14 protein-coding genes are annotated in these 15,094 nt (G+C 72.6%); 7 read left to right on the top strand and 7 right to left on the bottom strand.

Annotated features, from left to right (window positions below; translation table 11 throughout):
- Positions 1-131: 131 nt before the first annotated feature.
- Positions 132-2,366, top strand: coding sequence for an acetate--CoA ligase family protein (locus tag ACIQK6_RS37590; protein WP_329100873.1), 2,235 nt, complete (start codon positions 132-134; stop codon positions 2,364-2,366).
- Between the two features lie 220 nt (positions 2,367-2,586).
- Positions 2,587-3,390, top strand: coding sequence for an enoyl-CoA hydratase-related protein (locus ACIQK6_RS37585; RefSeq protein WP_329100871.1), 804 nt, complete (start codon positions 2,587-2,589; stop codon positions 3,388-3,390).
- 30 nt (positions 3,391-3,420) lie between these two features.
- Here ACIQK6_RS37585 and ACIQK6_RS37580 read toward each other — a convergent pair whose 3' ends face one another.
- Positions 3,421-4,206 (bottom strand): VOC family protein, encoded by a 786-nt coding sequence (locus ACIQK6_RS37580; protein WP_402696937.1) that lies wholly within the window; start codon positions 4,204-4,206, stop codon positions 3,421-3,423.
- 97 nt (positions 4,207-4,303) lie between these two features.
- The gene (locus ACIQK6_RS37575; protein WP_329100867.1) at positions 4,304-5,218 is read right to left on the bottom strand and encodes a hypothetical protein; all 915 of its coding nucleotides are present in this window, start codon (positions 5,216-5,218) and stop codon (positions 4,304-4,306) included.
- Positions 5,219-5,377: 159 nt separating this feature from the next.
- Between ACIQK6_RS37575 and ACIQK6_RS37570 the strand changes: the two genes are divergently transcribed.
- On the top strand, positions 5,378-5,995 hold the full coding sequence (locus ACIQK6_RS37570; protein WP_329107839.1) for a flavin reductase family protein: 618 nt from the start codon (positions 5,378-5,380) through the stop codon (positions 5,993-5,995).
- A gap of 185 nt (positions 5,996-6,180) precedes the next feature.
- Positions 6,181-7,113, top strand: coding sequence for a serine hydrolase (locus tag ACIQK6_RS37565; protein ID WP_329100866.1), 933 nt, complete (start codon positions 6,181-6,183; stop codon positions 7,111-7,113).
- An 88-nt stretch (positions 7,114-7,201) separates the two neighbouring features.
- Here the strand turns inward: ACIQK6_RS37565 and ACIQK6_RS37560 are convergent, their stop codons facing one another.
- From ACIQK6_RS37560 to ACIQK6_RS37550, 3 genes are read right to left on the bottom strand one after another with little or no spacing between them, the layout of a single operon-like run.
- The gene (locus ACIQK6_RS37560; RefSeq protein WP_329100864.1) at positions 7,202-8,269 is read right to left on the bottom strand and encodes a Zn-dependent alcohol dehydrogenase; all 1,068 of its coding nucleotides are present in this window, start codon (positions 8,267-8,269) and stop codon (positions 7,202-7,204) included.
- Positions 8,266-9,525 (bottom strand): acyl-CoA dehydrogenase family protein, encoded by a 1,260-nt coding sequence (locus tag ACIQK6_RS37555; protein ID WP_402696934.1) that lies wholly within the window; start codon positions 9,523-9,525, stop codon positions 8,266-8,268. The genes ACIQK6_RS37560 and ACIQK6_RS37555 overlap by 4 nt, the downstream gene beginning before the upstream one ends.
- A gap of 34 nt (positions 9,526-9,559) precedes the next feature.
- A complete protein-coding gene (locus ACIQK6_RS37550; protein ID WP_329100860.1) occupies positions 9,560-10,471 on the bottom strand; it encodes an SDR family oxidoreductase in 912 nt (303 codons plus the stop codon).
- Positions 10,472-10,591: 120 nt separating this feature from the next.
- Between ACIQK6_RS37550 and ACIQK6_RS37545 the strand changes: the two genes are divergently transcribed.
- The 3 genes from ACIQK6_RS37545 (at position 10,592) to ACIQK6_RS37535 (ending at position 13,113) form a co-directional block, all read left to right on the top strand.
- Positions 10,592-11,518 (top strand): cyclase family protein, encoded by a 927-nt coding sequence (locus ACIQK6_RS37545; protein WP_329100858.1) that lies wholly within the window; start codon positions 10,592-10,594, stop codon positions 11,516-11,518.
- 143 nt (positions 11,519-11,661) lie between these two features.
- A complete protein-coding gene (locus tag ACIQK6_RS37540; protein WP_329100856.1) occupies positions 11,662-12,345 on the top strand; it encodes a hypothetical protein in 684 nt (227 codons plus the stop codon).
- A 150-nt stretch (positions 12,346-12,495) separates the two neighbouring features.
- Positions 12,496-13,113, top strand: coding sequence for a TOPRIM nucleotidyl transferase/hydrolase domain-containing protein (locus ACIQK6_RS37535; protein ID WP_402696932.1), 618 nt, complete (start codon positions 12,496-12,498; stop codon positions 13,111-13,113).
- A gap of 196 nt (positions 13,114-13,309) precedes the next feature.
- On the opposite strand, the gene ACIQK6_RS37530 is transcribed toward ACIQK6_RS37535, so the two are convergent.
- Positions 13,310-13,786 (bottom strand): ATP-binding protein, encoded by a 477-nt coding sequence (locus ACIQK6_RS37530; protein WP_402696931.1) that lies wholly within the window; start codon positions 13,784-13,786, stop codon positions 13,310-13,312.
- A gap of 391 nt (positions 13,787-14,177) precedes the next feature.
- The gene (locus ACIQK6_RS37525) at positions 14,178-15,092 is read right to left on the bottom strand and encodes an acyl-CoA dehydrogenase family protein (RefSeq protein WP_402696929.1); all 915 of its coding nucleotides are present in this window, start codon (positions 15,090-15,092) and stop codon (positions 14,178-14,180) included.
- Between the last annotated feature and the right edge of the window lie 2 nt (positions 15,093-15,094).

Genomic DNA, 15,094 nt, shown 5'->3' with positions numbered 1-15,094 from the left:
AGGATTCAACACACCACCTCCACACCTTTCCTGCGCAGCCCTGTTCCTGACGGCACGTCAGTTCAGTAATCTGACTACACGTCAGTTATCGAGTTCCATCGAGGTTCATCGAGCAGGAGCGGGCGGCAACGATGCTTGGATCTACTCACGGCACCCTCACCACCGACTTCCGCGCACGTGTCGAGGCCTGCGGGGAGTCTCCCAGGACCGCCGTCCATTCGTCGGCGGCCCCCTCCGCCGACGACGCGGTCCCCCTGGACGTCAGCGGACGACCGCTGCACGCCGAGGTCCCCGACCTGGACCGGTTCTTCCGACCCGAATCCGTGGCCGTCATCGGCGCCTCCGACGCGGAGGGCCGGCCGAACACCGGCATCACCCGCCAGCTCATCGCCTGGGCGGAGCGCGTCGGCGCCCGGATCCACCCCGTGCACCCCACCCGCCCCACCGTCTTCGGGCTGACCTGTCACGCCTCCGTGGCCGACCTGCCCGAACAGGTGGACCTCGCCGTCCTCCTCGTCGCCGACCCGCTCCCCGTCATCCAGGAACTGGCCGAGACCAAGGTCAAGTTCGCGGTCGCCTTCGCCTCCGGCTTCGCCGAGACCGGCGACGCGGGAGCCGCCGCCCAAGAACGGCTCGGCGCCGCCGTCCGGGGCTCCGGCCTGCGCCTGCTCGGCCCGAACACCAACCTCAACGCCTTCCAGGAGTTCCGCGAGGACCTCGACGGCCCGGCCATCGCCCTCATCACCCAGTCCGGCCACCAGGGCCGACCCGTCTACACCCTCCAGGAGCTGGGCATCCGGCTCTCCCACTGGGCACCCACCGGCAACGAGGCGGACCTGGAGACCTCCGACTTCATCTCCTACTTCGCCGAGCAGCCCGAAGTCGGGGCCATCGCCTGCTACGTGGAGGGCCTCAAGGACGGCCGGTCCTTCCTGCTCGCCGCCGACCACGCCGCGCGCAACGGCGTCCCCGTCGTGGCCGTCAAGGTGGGCCGCACCGAGACCGGCGCCCGCACGGCGGCCTCCCACACCGGGAAGCTGACCGGCGCCGACACCGTCGTGGACGCCGCCATGCGCCAGTTCGGCGTCATCCGCGTCGACGGCCTCGACGAACTCCAGGACACCGCCGCACTGCTCGCCCGGGCCCGCAGGCCCACGGCGGACGGGGTCGTCGTCTACTCCATCTCCGGCGGCACCGGGGCCCACTTCTCCGACCTGGCCACGGAGGCGGGCCTGACCCTGCCCGCCCTCTCGCAGGCCAAGCAGGACGAGCTCCACCAGTGGATCCCCGAGTACCTGAACGTCGCCAACCCCGTCGACAACGGCGGCCACCCGGTCGGCGACTGGCGCGGCCGCAAGATCATCGACGCGATCCTCGCCGACCCCGCCGTCGGGGTCCTGATCTGCCCGATCACCGGCCCCTTCCCGCCCATGAGCGACAAGCTCGCCCAGGACCTGGTGGACGCCGCCGAGCAGAGCGACAAGCTGATCTGCGTGATCTGGGGCTCCCCCGTCGGCACCGAGGACGCCTACCGCACCACCCTCCTCGGCTCCTCCCGCGTGGCCACCTTCCGTACCTTCGGCAACTGCATCACCGCCGTACGCGCCTACCTCGGCCACCACCGCTTCACCGCCCGCTACCGCTCCCCCTTCGAGGACGCACCGCGCACGCCCTCGCCCTCGTACCGCAAGGCACAGGCCCTCATGCGGCCGTCCCAGCAGCTCAGCGAGCACGCGGCGAAGCAGCTCCTGCGCGCCTACGGGATACGGGTCCCCCGCGAGCAGCTGGTGACCAGCGCGGCGGCGGCCGTCCGCGCCGCCGGGCTGGTCGGCTACCCGGTGGTGATGAAGGCCTCGGGTCCGCAGCTGGGCCACAAGACGGAACTCGGCCTGGTGAAGATCGGTCTGACCTCGGCGAGCCAGATCCGTGACGCGTACCGGGAGCTGACCGACATCGCGCGCTACGAGAACGTGCCGCTCGACGGGATCCTGGTGTGCCAGATGGTGGAGCGGGGCGTGGAAATGGTCGTCGGCGTGACCCAGGACGACCTCTTCGGCCCCACCGTCACCGTCGGGTTGGGCGGGGTCCTGGTGGAGGTCCTGCACGACGCGGCGGTCCGCGTGCCGCCGTTCGGCGAGGACCAGGCGCGGGCGATGCTGAGGGAGCTGCGCGGGCACGCGCTGCTGGAGGGCGTACGGGGGGCGCCCCCGGCCGATGTGGACGCCCTGGTGGAGGTCGTCCTGCGGATCCAGCGGATGGCCCTCGAACTGGGCGACGAGCTGTCCGAGCTGGACATCAACCCCCTGATGGTCCTCCCCCGGGGGCAGGGGGCGGTGGCCCTGGACGCCCTCGCCATCTGCCGCTGACGCTGCACCGGCCCCGCGAGCCGTTTCCCGGGCTCCGCCCGGACCCGCGCCTCAATCGCCGGCGAGGCTGAAGGATCCAGCCCGCCCGGCGTTTGAGGGCACGGGCGCGAAGCGCACGTACGGGGTCCGGGGCGGGGCAGGCTCCGCGCAGCGGCGACCGGCACCCGGCCACGGCACCCGGCCACGGCCGCAACCACCGACCACGAAGGGAGCCAGGCCCATGACCGCCGCCCCCGAGGACGAAGTCCTCCACCGCATCGAGAGCAACGTCTCGTGGATCACCCTCAACCGCCCCGGGGCGATGAACGCCGTCACCTGGGACCAGCGCGAGCGCGTCGTCGCGCTGCTCGCCGAGGCCTCCACCGACCCGGCCGTGCGGGCCGTCGTCGTCACCGCCACCGGCAAGGGCTTCTGCGCGGGCGCCGACCTGCGCGGCGGCCCCGCTGCCGGTGGGGAACGCATCGCCGGCGACGTCGCCCGGATGATCCGCCTCGGCGCGCAGCGCCTGATCACCGCCGTCCTCGACTGCGAGAAGCCCGTCCTCGCCGCCGTCAACGGCACGGCCGCCGGCATCGGAGCCCACCTCGCCCTCGCGTGCGACCTCGTGATCGCCGCCGAAGGGGCCCGGTTCATCGAGGTGTTCGTCCGTCGCGGCCTGGTTCCCGACGGCGGGGGAGCGTACCTGCTGCCCCGGCTGGTGGGCCCGCAGAAGGCCAAGGAGCTGATGTTCTTCGGCGACGCCGTACCGGCCTCCGAAGCCGAGCGCCTGGGCCTGGTCAACCGGGTGGTTCCGGCCGAGGAGTTGGAGGCGACGGCACGGGAGTGGGCGGAGCGGCTCGCCCAGGGGCCCACCCGGGCCCTGGCCATGACCAAGCAGCTGGTCAATGCCTCCCTGGACGGCGACCGGGCGGCCGCGCTGGCCGCCGAAGCCACCGCTCAGGAGATCAACATGACGACCGCCGACGCCAACGAGGGCGTGGCGAGCTTCGTGGAGCGCCGTACGCCCAAGTACCTCGGCCGTTGACCCCGGCGCCCCGGCGCGCGCGACGGCGCACTACATCCGCGGGTCGGGCTTGAGCAGCGCGAACACCGCTCCGGCCGGGTCGGCCAGCCAGGCGATCCGGCCGACCTCGGGGAGGTCGGTGGCCGGCATGACCACCGTCCCGCCGCCCGCCCTGGCCGCCGCGACGGTGGCGTCGACGTCCGCCGAAGCGAAGTACGGCACCCAGCGCGCCTGCTCCTCCCCGCCCTCCCCCAGGAAGGGGGCGACCCCGCCGAAGGAGGCGTCCTGCTGGTCACCGTCGGCGGTGCTCAGCACCCGGTACGTCATTCCGGGTGCGGGCATCTCGGCGCTGCGCCAGCCGAACAGCCCGGCGTAGAAGGAGATGTCGGCGACGGGGTCCGGCACGTGGAGCTCCGTCCACACCAGCGAGTTGTCGGCGGAGGTCAGCTGGAGCCCGGCGGTGTTCCCGGGCTGCCAGCAGGCGAACTCGGCGCCCTGCGGGTCGGTGAACTGGGCCAGCCAGCCCTCCCCCATGACGTCCATGGGTTCCATCCGGACCGTGCCGCCGCCGGCGGTGACGGCCGTGGCGGTGGCCTGGATGTCGGGGGTCATGAAGTGCTGCATCCAGGCGGAGCCGGCCCCCTCCTCGGTGAGCGGCCCGAGTGCGGCGACGGTCTTGCCGTCCACCTGGAAGAACCCGTACCCGCCCGCCTCCGGTCCGGCGGAGACGAACTCCCAGCCGAGGACGGCGCCGTAGAACGCGGCGGCCGCCGCGGTGTCGGGGCTGCCGAGGTCGAGCCAGTTGGGTGATCCGGTGGTGAAGTCGGTGCCGAGCATGGGTCCTCCCGGGAGTACGGCGGCGGTACGAGGTCGCTGCCACGATGCCGAGCCTCCACCCGCGCCGGGGCCCGCGGAGCCGCCCGGCCGGCCGGTTTCACCCGTGTGGGGGCGTCACCACCGTGCCGGTGCGGCGCAGGATCCGTACGTCCCCGGCGTCCGGGTCGCCGACCAGGTGGAACAGTGCCGGACGCGCCGCGGTGCCGGTCACCTGCCAGGTCTTCTCCCATCCGGAGCAGTGGCTCACGTCGATCTCCACCCCTGCCCGCGTCCCGGTTCGGGGATCGTCTGCGCGTTCCGTCCAGGTGCCGGTGGCAGTGCAGTACGTGACGGAACCGTCGAAGTGGTGCACCGCCACGCGTTCGACCGCTGCGTCGCCGCCCTCGTACAGCCGGACCGCCCCGTCGCCGTCGTCCCCGCGCCACTCGCCGACGTACTGGGCGCGGACCAGGGTCGGTGGCTCGTAGGTCTTGAAGGCTCCGGCGTCGCTCATGGCCGCCACGACCGCGGCTGCCACGAGGACGAGTACGGGAGTGGCGATGCCCGCCCTCGCCACCAGCGTGCCGGGCCGCGTTCCCGACCGGTGCGCCAGGTGGGCCACCAGCAGGGGCGGCACACCGATGCCCGCGATCCAGGCCAGGGCCTCGAGGTACGGGGCTCCGGCGAACCGGGCGAGCAGGGCGGACACCGCTGACACCGAGCAGAGCCAGGCCACCGCGGCTGCGGCGCGGCCGGTCCTGCGGGCGAGGGCGAGGGCCGGCCGGGTGAAGACCAGGGCGTGCAGGAGGCCGAGGCCCAGGAACACCACGGGGGCGAGCACGCTCAGCACCAGGAACAGGAAGACGACCGCAAGCGCCCATACCGTTTGGCCATAGGTGTCACCGGAGTCCGGCACGGCGACCCAGACGGTCAGGCCGACGATCATCTCCACGGCGAACACGGCCTCGGCTCCGGGCGCCGACGCCCACCACGAGGGGCGTTCCACACCCGGCTCGCATGCCCTCCCCGCCACGACACCCACCTCAACTCAACTCACTTGAACGCGTTCAATGGCCCTTCGACCCCACCATACACCCGACTTGAACATGTTCAAACAAGGCCGGATCCCGCACCACCCTTCCTATCTGACGCATCGTCAGCTTCAATCGTGAGTGTGATGGGACACGCAGGGATGGCGGCCACCGTCGTCCGATACCTCAGGTCAGTGGGCTCCCCCACCTCCGCCTCGGCGCAGCGGGAAGCCGGGTCCGTCGACGCCCTGCCGCGTCCCGACCTGCGCGCGGTCGGCGAGGACGAGCGCGCGCCGGTGTCCCCCGCCGAGTTCCGGGCCGTATTGGGGAACTTCGCCAGCGGGGTCACCGTCATCACGGCACCGCCCGGCGAGGACGCTCAGGGCCCGGCCGGCTTCGCCTGCCAGTCGTTCGCCTCGCTGTCCCTCGACCCGCCCCTGGTCACCTTCATGGTGGCCCGTACGTCGACCACCTGGCCGCGGATCGCCCGCGCCGGGGTGTTCTGCGTCAACATCCTCGGTGCCGAACAGGGCGAGTTGTGCCGGTCCTTCGCCGTCAGCGGCGCGGACAAGTTCGCCGGGGTGACCCACACGCCCGCCCCCGTCACGGGATCGCCGCAGCTCGACGCCGTGCCCGCCTGGATCGACTGCCGCATCCAGGCCGTCCACACCGGCGGGGACCACCTCATCGTCGTGGGGCGGGTGGTGGCCATGGGTGCGGCCGGCGAGGGCGAACCGCTCCTCTTCCACAAGGGTCGCTTCGGACGCCTCGCCGACTGACGGACCGGGTCGGCGAACCGAATCGGCGAAACGAGCCGACGGGCCGGCCCGCCGGTCTTCCTGCGGCAGTTCGATGTCCCCGCGCCCGTCCGCTGCGTAAGCTCCCCAGGGGCTGGAGCACCTCGGTGTTCCAACCCCTTCGGAATTCTTCGGATACGCGGGGATTTGATTTGATACTGAACCTGATGCGCCGCACGCGCGGCGCCGTTGCCGTCACGGTCGCCACCGGAGCCCTCCTGGTGGCCGCCACGCCGTCCTCGTCGGCGGCTCCGGTCGCCGCACCTCCCGTCACGGCCGCCGGCTCGATCCTGATCGACGGCACCAGCGGGGCCACGCTCGCCAGCAAGGACGCCGACACCCAGCGGCAGGGGGCGAGCACCACGAAGATCATGACCGCCCAGGTCGTGATGCGCACGCCCAACCTGAACTACGACCAGAAGATCACCATCAAGCAGGAGTACCTGGACTACGTCGCCCGCGAGGGCGCGAGCTCCGCCCACCTGAAGGTGGGTTCCACCCCGACGGTCCGCCAGCTGCTGTACGGGCTGATGCTCCCGTCGGGCTGCGACGCGGCCTACGCGCTCGCCGACACCTTCGGCAAGGGCGCGACCACGCAGGCCCGCACGGCGGACTTCATCGCGCAGATGAACGCCAAGGCGAAGTCGCTGGGCATGACCAAGACGGTCTACGACTCCTTCGACGGCATCTCGCCGACCGGCAAGAACGTCACCACCGCGCGCGACCTGGCGAAGCTCACCAAGTACGCGATGTCGGGCGTGACCTTCCCGAAGATCGTGGGCGCGAAGACCTACAGCACGGGCGGCACTTCGACCGACGCCACGTGGGGCAACAGCAACCTGCTGATCAGGGAGCGTCCCACCGGCTACGCGTACCCGGGTGCGATCGGCGTCAAGACCGGCACCGGCTCCGCCGCGGGCAAGTGCCTCGTCTACTCCGCGACCCGCAACGGCAAGACCGTCATCGGCGTCCTGCTGAACGACGAGGAGCGCTACGCGGACTCGATGAAGCTCATGGACTGGGCGCTCGGTTCGAGTGCCGGCTCCGGGGCGGCACTGCAGCGCGGCAACACCGACCCGATCCCGGACGTCCTCGACTGACGGTGACACGGTGGACGGCTCCTGCGCCGGCGGGTTCGCACCCGCCGGCGCAGGAGCCGAGCCGTTTCCGGGGACCGGCGGCGCCGGGTCAGAAGGTGAGCACGCCCCTGGCCACCCGCCCGTGGTGGGCGTCGTCCACGGCCTCGGCGAAGTCCTCGACCGGGTAGACCTCCGTCACCAGTTCGTCCAGCAGCAGCCTGCCCTGCCGGTAGAGCTCGGCATAGAGCGCGATGTCGCGCTGCGGGCGCGAGGACCCGTACCGGCAGCCCATGATCGTCTTGTCCAGGTACATGGACGACACGAGGAACGACGCCTCCTCGCGGAAGCCGGGCACCCCCAGCAGGACCGCCTGCCCGTGCCGGTCGAGGAGGTCGATCGCCTGACGGATCAGCTTGACGTTGCCCACGCACTCGAAGGCGTGGTCGGCGCCGGTCGGCAGGATCTCGCGGACCGCCGCCGAGGAGTCGGCGACGGCGGACGCGTCGATGAAGTGCGTGGCGCCGAACTGCCCGGCCACCGCCTCCTTCGCCGGGTTCGCGTCCACCGCCACGATCGTCGTGGCGCCCGCGATCCGGGCCCCTTGCAGCACGTTCAGCCCGATGCCGCCGGTGCCTATGACGACCACGCTCTCGCCGCGGTCCACCCGCGCCCGGTTCAGTACCGCCCCCACTCCGGTGAGGACCCCGCAGCCGATGAGCGCCGCCGAGGTCAGCGGGATGTCGGTCGGGATCTTCACTGCCTGCACGGCCTTGACCAGCGTGCGCTCGGCGAAGGCCGAGTTGGAGGCGAACTGGAACAGCGGCGTCCCGCCCCGCGAGAACGGCTGGCCCGGCATCCCGATCGCCTTGCGGCACATCGTCGGCCGGCCCCGGTCGCAGTCCGCGCACGCCCCGCAGTTGGCCAGGGTGGACAGCGCCACGTGATCACCCGGCACCACGTGGGTGACGCCCGGGCCCACCGCCTCCACGACCCCCGCGCCCTCGTGCCCGAGCACCACCGGCGGGGGGAAGGGGATCGTCCCGTCGATCACCGACAGATCGCTGTGGCACAGCCCGGCCGCGCCGATCGCGACCAGCACCTCCCCCGGCCCCGGGTCCCGGATCTCCAGGTCGTCGACCACCTGAGCCTGCTTGCCGTCGAACACGACGCCTCTCAACCGGACTCCTTAGGCAGGCCGAGCACGCGCTCGGCGATGATGTTCCGCTGGATCTCGTCCGAGCCGCCGTAGATGGTGTCGGCGCGGGTGAACAAGAACAGGCGCTGTTCCTCGTCGAGTCCGCGTTCGTACGGGAGCCCGGGCGTCCAGGCGGCCGGCCCGGCCGTGGCCGCCGCGCCGCGGACCTCCACCGCCAGCTCCCCGAGCCGCCGGTGCCAGCCTCCCCACAGCAGCTTGGCCACGCTGGGCGCGCCCGCGCCGCCCGCGCCGCCGCCCGAGCCCGCGCCGCCGCCCGAGCCCGCGCCCGCGCCCGAGCCCGAGCCCGAGCCGAGGGTGCGCAGCGCGTTCCACCGCATCGTGCGCAGCTCGGCCCACTGCCGGACCAGCCGCTCCCGCAGGACGGGGTCCCCGGCGCCGGCTGCGACCCGCGCCGCGTACGCGGCCAGGACGCGCTCCAGTTCGGCCGCGAAGCCGATCTGCTGGACCAGGGTCGAGACGCCGCGCTCCAGGGCGAGCAGGCCCATGGCCACCCTCCAGCCGTCGCCCTCGGCGCCGACGACCTCGGCCGCGACCGCCCCGTCGAAGAACACCTCGTTGAACTCGCTCGTGCCCGACATCTGCCGGATCGGCCGGACCTCGACGCGGCCGGGTTGGTCCATGCGGACCAGCAGGAACGACAGCCCCCGGTGCCTGCGCGAGCCGGGCTCGGTGCGGGCGAGCACGAAGCACCAGTCGGCGTCCCGGGCCAGCGAGGTCCAGATCTTCTGGCCCGTCACCCGGTACCGCCCGTCGGCCGCGTCCCGTACCGCGGCCGTACGGATGCCCGCGAGGTCGGACCCGGCGCCCGGCTCGCTGTAGCCCTGGCACCACAGCTCCTCGCCCCGCGCGATGCCGGGCAGGAAACGGTCCTGCTGCTCGGGCGACCCGTGGGCGATGAGCGTCGGGGCGAGGAGGTTCTCGCCGATGTGGCCGACCCGGCCGGGCGCGCGCAGGGCCGCGTACTCCTCGGCCCACACCACCTGGCCGGTCAGGGACAGCCGCCGGTTTCCCCACCCGTCGGCCTCCCAGCCCTGCCCGATCCAGCCGCCCCGGCCGAGCTCGCGCTCCCACGCCCGCCGGATTCCGGCCCCCTCGTGCTCGCTGCCCGGCCCGCCGAGGCCGAGGGCTTGCGCGTACGGGCCCACGAGGTGCTCGGCCAGCCACGCGCGGGCGCGCCCGCGCAGCTCCTCGTCCTCGGCCCCGAAGCTGAAGTCCACGCCGCTCCCCCTGCTCCTGTCCGGTCGGTCGGTCCTACGCGTTGGGGCGGTCCTTGGCTGCCGCCGCCTTGGCCATGGCCTCCAGTTGCGCGAGCATCGGCATCGGGTCGGTGCCCACCGTGCCGGGCAGGAAGTCGGCGATCTTCTCCGGTGTCCAGGAGCCTTCGGCGTATCCGGCGCGCAGTTCGCGCGGCTGCGCCCAGACGGCGATCTTCGGGCCGGCGATCGTGTAGACCTGCCCGGTGATGTCCTCGGCCCTGGCCTGGTCGCTGAGCAGGTAGGTGACCAGCGCCGCCACGTCCTCGGGCTCGCCGATCTCCTTGAGTTCCATGGGGACCCCCGCGGACATGCGGGTGCGGGCGACGGGGGCGACAGCGTTGGCCGTGACCCCGTACTTGGCCAGGCCCAGCGCGGCGGAGCGGACGAGCGAGATGATCCCGCCCTTGGCGGCGCTGTAGTTGGCCTGGGCGACGGAGCCCTGGTGGTTGCCGCTGGTGAAGCCGATCAGGGTGCCCGTGCCCTGCCTGCGCATGACGGCGGAGGCAGCGCGGAAGACGGTGAAGGTGCCCTTGAGGTGGGTGGCGACGACCGGGTCCCACTCCTCTTCGGACATGTTGAACAGCATCCGTTCGCGCAGGATGCCGGCCACGCAGACGACCCCGTCGATGTGGCCGTACCGCGCGAGTGCGGTGTCGACGAGGCGCTGGCCGCCCGCCATGGTGGAGATGTCGTCGGCGACGGCGACGGCCTCCCCGCCGAGCTCGGTGATCTCCTTCACCACGGCCTCGGCGATCTCGCTGGTGGGCTCCGCGCCCTCGATCCCGACCCCGTAGTCGTTGACGACGACCTTGGCGCCCTCGGCGGCCGCGGCGAGTGCCACGGCCCGCCCGATGCCCCGGCCGGCGCCGGTGACGGCGACGACCTTGCCTGCCAAGAAGTTCCCCACGCCCGGCCCCTTCCCGCGATTTCTGACGGACCGTTAGATTCTATGGGTAGTCAGATGCACCTGCACAAGCCCTCGTTGTTGCCGTAACCGCCGCATCCACGCAAGGAGCTGTCGACGCCCATGACCCTGCCCGCCGAGTTCCACGACATCGCCAAGCGCGTCAACAACTGGGGGCGCTGGGGCGCCGACGACGAGATCGGCACCCTGAACCTGATCACCGACGAGGTGGTCCGGGGCGCCGCGGCACAGATCCGTACCGGCCGCCGGATCCCGCTCGCCCTCCCGCTCAAGGAGGACGGGGTCCAGGTCGGCATGATCCCCGGCCGGATCAACCCGCTCCACACGATGGTGCAGATCAACCAGGAGCTCTTCGGCCCCGGCACGGTGGCGTGCAGCGACGACGCCGTGAGCATGGGCCTCCAGGCGGGCACCCACTGGGACGCCCTCACCCACGTCTCGCACTCGGGGAAGATCTACAACGGCCGCCCGGCCGGCACCATCACGGCACACGGCCGCGCCGAGTTCAGCGGCATAGACAAGGCCGGCCACATCGTCTCGCGCGGGGTGCTCCTCGACGTGGCGCGCGCGAAGGGGCTGGACCGGCTGCCGGGCGACCACGCGGTGACCCCCGGGGACCTCGACGAAGCCGCGGAGTTCGGCGGGGTCACCGTCCGCCCCGGGGACGTCGTCCTGGTCCGCACCGGTCAGATCCAGGTCTACCTGGCGGGTGACAAGCACGGCTACGGCTTCCCCTCGCCCGGGCTGTCGATCCGCACGCCCGAGTGGTTCCACGCGCGGGACGTGGCGGCCGTCGCGAACGACACCCTGACCTTCGAGATCTTCCCGCCGGAGATCGAGAACCTGTGGCTGCCCGTGCACGCCCTCGACCTGGTCGAGATGGGCATGCACCAGGGCCAGAACTGGAACCTCGAAAAGTTGTCCACAGCCTGTGCAGAAGAGAACCGGTACGCGTTCCTCCTCTCCGCGATGCCGGAACCGTTCGTCGGCGGCACCGGTACCCCCGTGGCCCCGGTGGCCGTCCTCTGAGCCCGGCGGGGCAGGGGGCGGACCCGAAGAATCCGGCCACCCGCAGGCCGCCGGAGTGGAACCATGAGGTGTACATGACGCGTCACCGTTCGCGTGCGTCACACCCCGTCCCCGCCACGTTCCCCGCAGGAGAAGCCCGCATCATGGCCAACCCGTACCAGGTAACGCCGCCACCCGCCCCCAGACGCCGCTCGGGCGGCAACGTCGTCGCCGTCATCGTGCTCGCCGTGCTCGTCGTCGGCGGCTACTTCTTCATGCAGTCCCGCAAGGACGACGGAAAGCCGTCGGCGTCCCCCTCGGCCTCCCCCTCCGCCAAGCCCACCGCCAAGGACCCCGGATCCCCCGAGTCCTCCTCCGACACCTCCAGCGCCTGGAAGGTCGGCGACTGCGGCGGCCCCGACCCGGCCAAGGCACCCGACGGGTACAAGCGGCAGGGCTGCTCCGACTCCGGGGCGACCTTCAAGGCCATCGACATCAAGGAAGCCAGCATCTTCCCGGGCGGGGTCCAGTGCCCGCCCGGCACGGACCTGATGATCGACGTGAGCATCTCCTACGGCGGCAAGGGCAGCGGCATCCCCACCAACACGGTCTGCGGCCGCAACCTCTCGGGCGACCACCCCGGCGACGCCGGCGCCGGCGGCGGCCAGCTGGTGAAGGGCGACTGCGTGACCTCCCAGGCCAAGGAGGTCGCCTGCGGCGGCTCGGGCGCCCAGAAGGTCCTCGGCCTCGTCAAGACGCAGGCCGAGTGCCCCTCCGGCACCACCGACCCGATCAAGCTGACCATCGCGGTCGGCCGCCCGTACGACGTGATCTGCACCGACGGCTGAGACGCCCCGAAAGACGCGACCGCCCGCCGCCCCGGCACGCCGCCCGGGACGGCGGGCGGTCGGCTGTCGGCGGTCGCCTGTCGGCCGTCAGCTGTCGACCGCCGCCGAAAATGCCGCGCCCCCGCGCCGGCGAAGGCGCAGACTCGCCCCATGGCGGACATGCGGGCGTTCCGGGAAGCGGTCGACGACTGGGCGAGCGGCGGTACCGGCCGGGCCGCGCGCGAGCTGGCCGCCCACCTGGACGTGCGGACGGCGGTGCTGCTGGAAGGCCCCAGCGACCTGGCGGCCGTCGAGGCGCTCGCCGAGCGGCGCGGCCGCGACCTCGCCGCCGAGGGCGTGTGCGTCGTACCGATGGGCGGGGCGATGAGCGTGGCCCGGTACACCGACCTCCTGGGACCGCCCGGCCTCGGCCTGCGCCTGACGGGACTGTGCGACGAGCGCGAGCAACCCTTCTACGACCGGGCGCTGGAACGGGCCGGGGCGCCGCGGCAGGGCTTCTTCGTGTGCGTGGCGGACCTGGAGGACGAACTCATCCGCGCGCTGGGCACCGCGAGGATCGAGGAGGTCTTCCGGGTCGAGGGCGACCTCCGCTCCTGGGAGACCTTCGTGCGCCAGCCCGCCCAACACGGTCGGCCCCGGCAGCAGCAGTTGCGGCGCTTCTTCGGCACGAAGAAGGGGCGCAAGATCCGCTACGGGCGCCTCCTCGTCGAGGCCCTCGAAGCCGACCGGGCACCGGACCCGCTCGACGACCTCCTCGCGAGCCTGTGACCGATCGGGCCGGGCTGCTCGATCAGCCCGGCCCGGCGGGTTCTTCGGGTGGCGGCGGCGCGCATGCACGCCCCGAGCGCGGCACGGCAGCCGCCACCCCACGACCCGCACTCGTCAAGGCCTGCCCTTGGCGTCCCCTCGCGTCGAATCGCTCCACACCAGGGTGATCAAGACGTGACGAACCGTCAACACCTCGTTAGAGGTACACGCGCGGTTCCCGCGGCGGAGTATGAATTTCCGACGGGCCGTCCGCGGGCCTCTCGGACGCGCAGTCCGAGGTGAATTTCTGCGCGCGGTCGATCTCGCACCAGATCCGTTTGCCCGCGCCCTCGCGCTGCCAGCCCCAGCGGTCAGCCAGCCCGTCGACCAGCTCCAGGCCGCGCCCGCCCGTGTCCTCCCCGCACGCCTGCCGGCGGTTCGGCGCCCGATCGCTCGCGTCGGCCACCTCGACCCGCACCCCCGGCCCCCCGAACAGCATGCGCAGCACGGCCGGACAGCCCGTGTGCACGACCGCGTTCGTGACGAGCTCGGAGATCAGCAGGATCAACGTCTCGGCGAGCGGCTCGTCGTCCCCTATGCCCGACCCCGCCAACCGGGAACGCGCCCACCGGCGGGCCCGGCCGACCTCGGCGGGATCCGCACCGACCTCCAGCTGAACCTGAAGCACCTGCACCGCTCACACCATCCGAACCGGCGGACACTTCGCCTCGCGACAGGACGGGACCACCGACTGTGATCCCCTTCCGTAGCAGCATGGTTGACGTACAGTCACCACAACAAGCGCTTCGGGCATATTCCCGCGCGAAGGAGTGGGCGTGGTGCATACTGTGCGACGCTCGCGCCGCTCAACCGCTCGCATTCGTGGGAGCGTACCGGAGCAGGCCCCCGCTTCCGGGGCGCAATGAGTCGGGCGAAGGACACAAACCGATATCAACTCTCTGTAATCGGAAATGCGTCCCGCGCCGTTGCTGCCGTGCCTGCAGGTCACCGTGAGCAACGCCCGCCGAAACCTCCGGCCGACGGGCCTCCTACCCCGCCCGCCCCACCTACCCGCCCCGCCCCACCTACCCCAGCCGCCCGGCCCCCTCCTCCGAGTCCACCAGTTCCCGCGCCAGCAGCTCCTCCGCCTGCGCCGCCGTCCGCCACTGCTCGGCCCGCACCCAGGCCCGCTTCAGGTGCAGGTGCACGTCCGCCTCCCAGGTGAAGCCCATGCCGCCGTGCACCTGCAGGCAGTCCCGGGCACCCTGCACCGCCGCCCCGTCCGCCAGGAGCTTGGCCGCGGCCACCTCGCCCGCGTCCCCCGTCACCGCCGCCGCGTAGACCGCCGTACGGGCCACCTCCGCCCGCACCAGCATCCGCGCGCACAGGTGCTTGACCGCCTGGAACGCCCCGATCGGCTGCCCGAACTGCTCGCGCTCACCCGCGTACCGCACCGCCAGCTCCACCGTCCGCAGCGCGCTCCCGACCTGGAGCGCGGCCGTCAGCAGCGCCCCCGCCTCCCGGTACGCCGAGGCGTCGCCCGCCACCGCCACCCGGTGCAGCGGGGTCAGCGGGTCCACCGAACGCACCGGCTCGCCCGCCGGCACCCCCGACGCCCCCAGCACCGCGTCCGCCTCCGCGAGGTGGGCCACCAGCGGCCCGCCCAGGTCGAAGGCGCTCACCACCGCCGTCCCCGCCGCCGCCCCCGGGACCACCCCTGCGGCCAGGTGCGTGGCGACCAGCGGCCCCGGCACCAGCGCCCGGCCGGCCTCCTCGAAGACCAGGACCGCCTCGGGCAGCCCCAGGCCCACACCGCCCTCGGATTCCGGCAGGCGCAGCGCGAAGAACCCCGCATCGCCCAGCTCCCGCCACAGCGCGCGGTCCACCGTCACCCCCGTGTCCACCGACGCCCGCAGCGCCTCGCGTCCGTACCGGCCCGCCAGCAGGTCCCGTACGCCCGCCCGCAGGTCCTCCTGCTCCTCGGTCGGCTGGAAGTCCACGC

The sequence above is a fragment of the Streptomyces sp. NPDC091682 genome (genome assembly GCF_044756625.1).
In the GTDB taxonomy this organism is placed as follows: Bacteria; Actinomycetota; Actinomycetes; order Streptomycetales; family Streptomycetaceae; genus Streptomyces.
The sequence above is the reverse complement of the archived record's forward strand: the minus strand, read 5'-3'. Positions and strand labels throughout refer to the sequence as shown.

What these genes read in the sequence shown, in the direction of transcription:
- ACIQK6_RS37590 (WP_329100873.1), top strand. Translation starts at nt 132, where the DNA reads ATGCTTGGATCTACTCACGGCACCCTCACCACCGACTTCCGCGCACGT.
- ACIQK6_RS37585 (WP_329100871.1), top strand. Translation starts at nt 2,587, where the DNA reads ATGACCGCCGCCCCCGAGGACGAAGTCCTCCACCGCATCGAGAGCAAC.
- ACIQK6_RS37580 (WP_402696937.1), bottom strand. Translation starts at nt 4,206, where the DNA reads ATGCTCGGCACCGACTTCACCACCGGATCACCCAACTGGCTCGACCTC.
- ACIQK6_RS37570 (WP_329107839.1), top strand. Translation starts at nt 5,378, where the DNA reads ATGGCGGCCACCGTCGTCCGATACCTCAGGTCAGTGGGCTCCCCCACC.
- ACIQK6_RS37565 (WP_329100866.1), top strand. Translation starts at nt 6,181, where the DNA reads ATGCGCCGCACGCGCGGCGCCGTTGCCGTCACGGTCGCCACCGGAGCC.
- ACIQK6_RS37545 (WP_329100858.1), top strand. Translation starts at nt 10,592, where the DNA reads ATGACCCTGCCCGCCGAGTTCCACGACATCGCCAAGCGCGTCAACAAC.
- ACIQK6_RS37540 (WP_329100856.1), top strand. Translation starts at nt 11,662, where the DNA reads ATGGCCAACCCGTACCAGGTAACGCCGCCACCCGCCCCCAGACGCCGC.
- ACIQK6_RS37535 (WP_402696932.1), top strand. Translation starts at nt 12,496, where the DNA reads ATGGCGGACATGCGGGCGTTCCGGGAAGCGGTCGACGACTGGGCGAGC.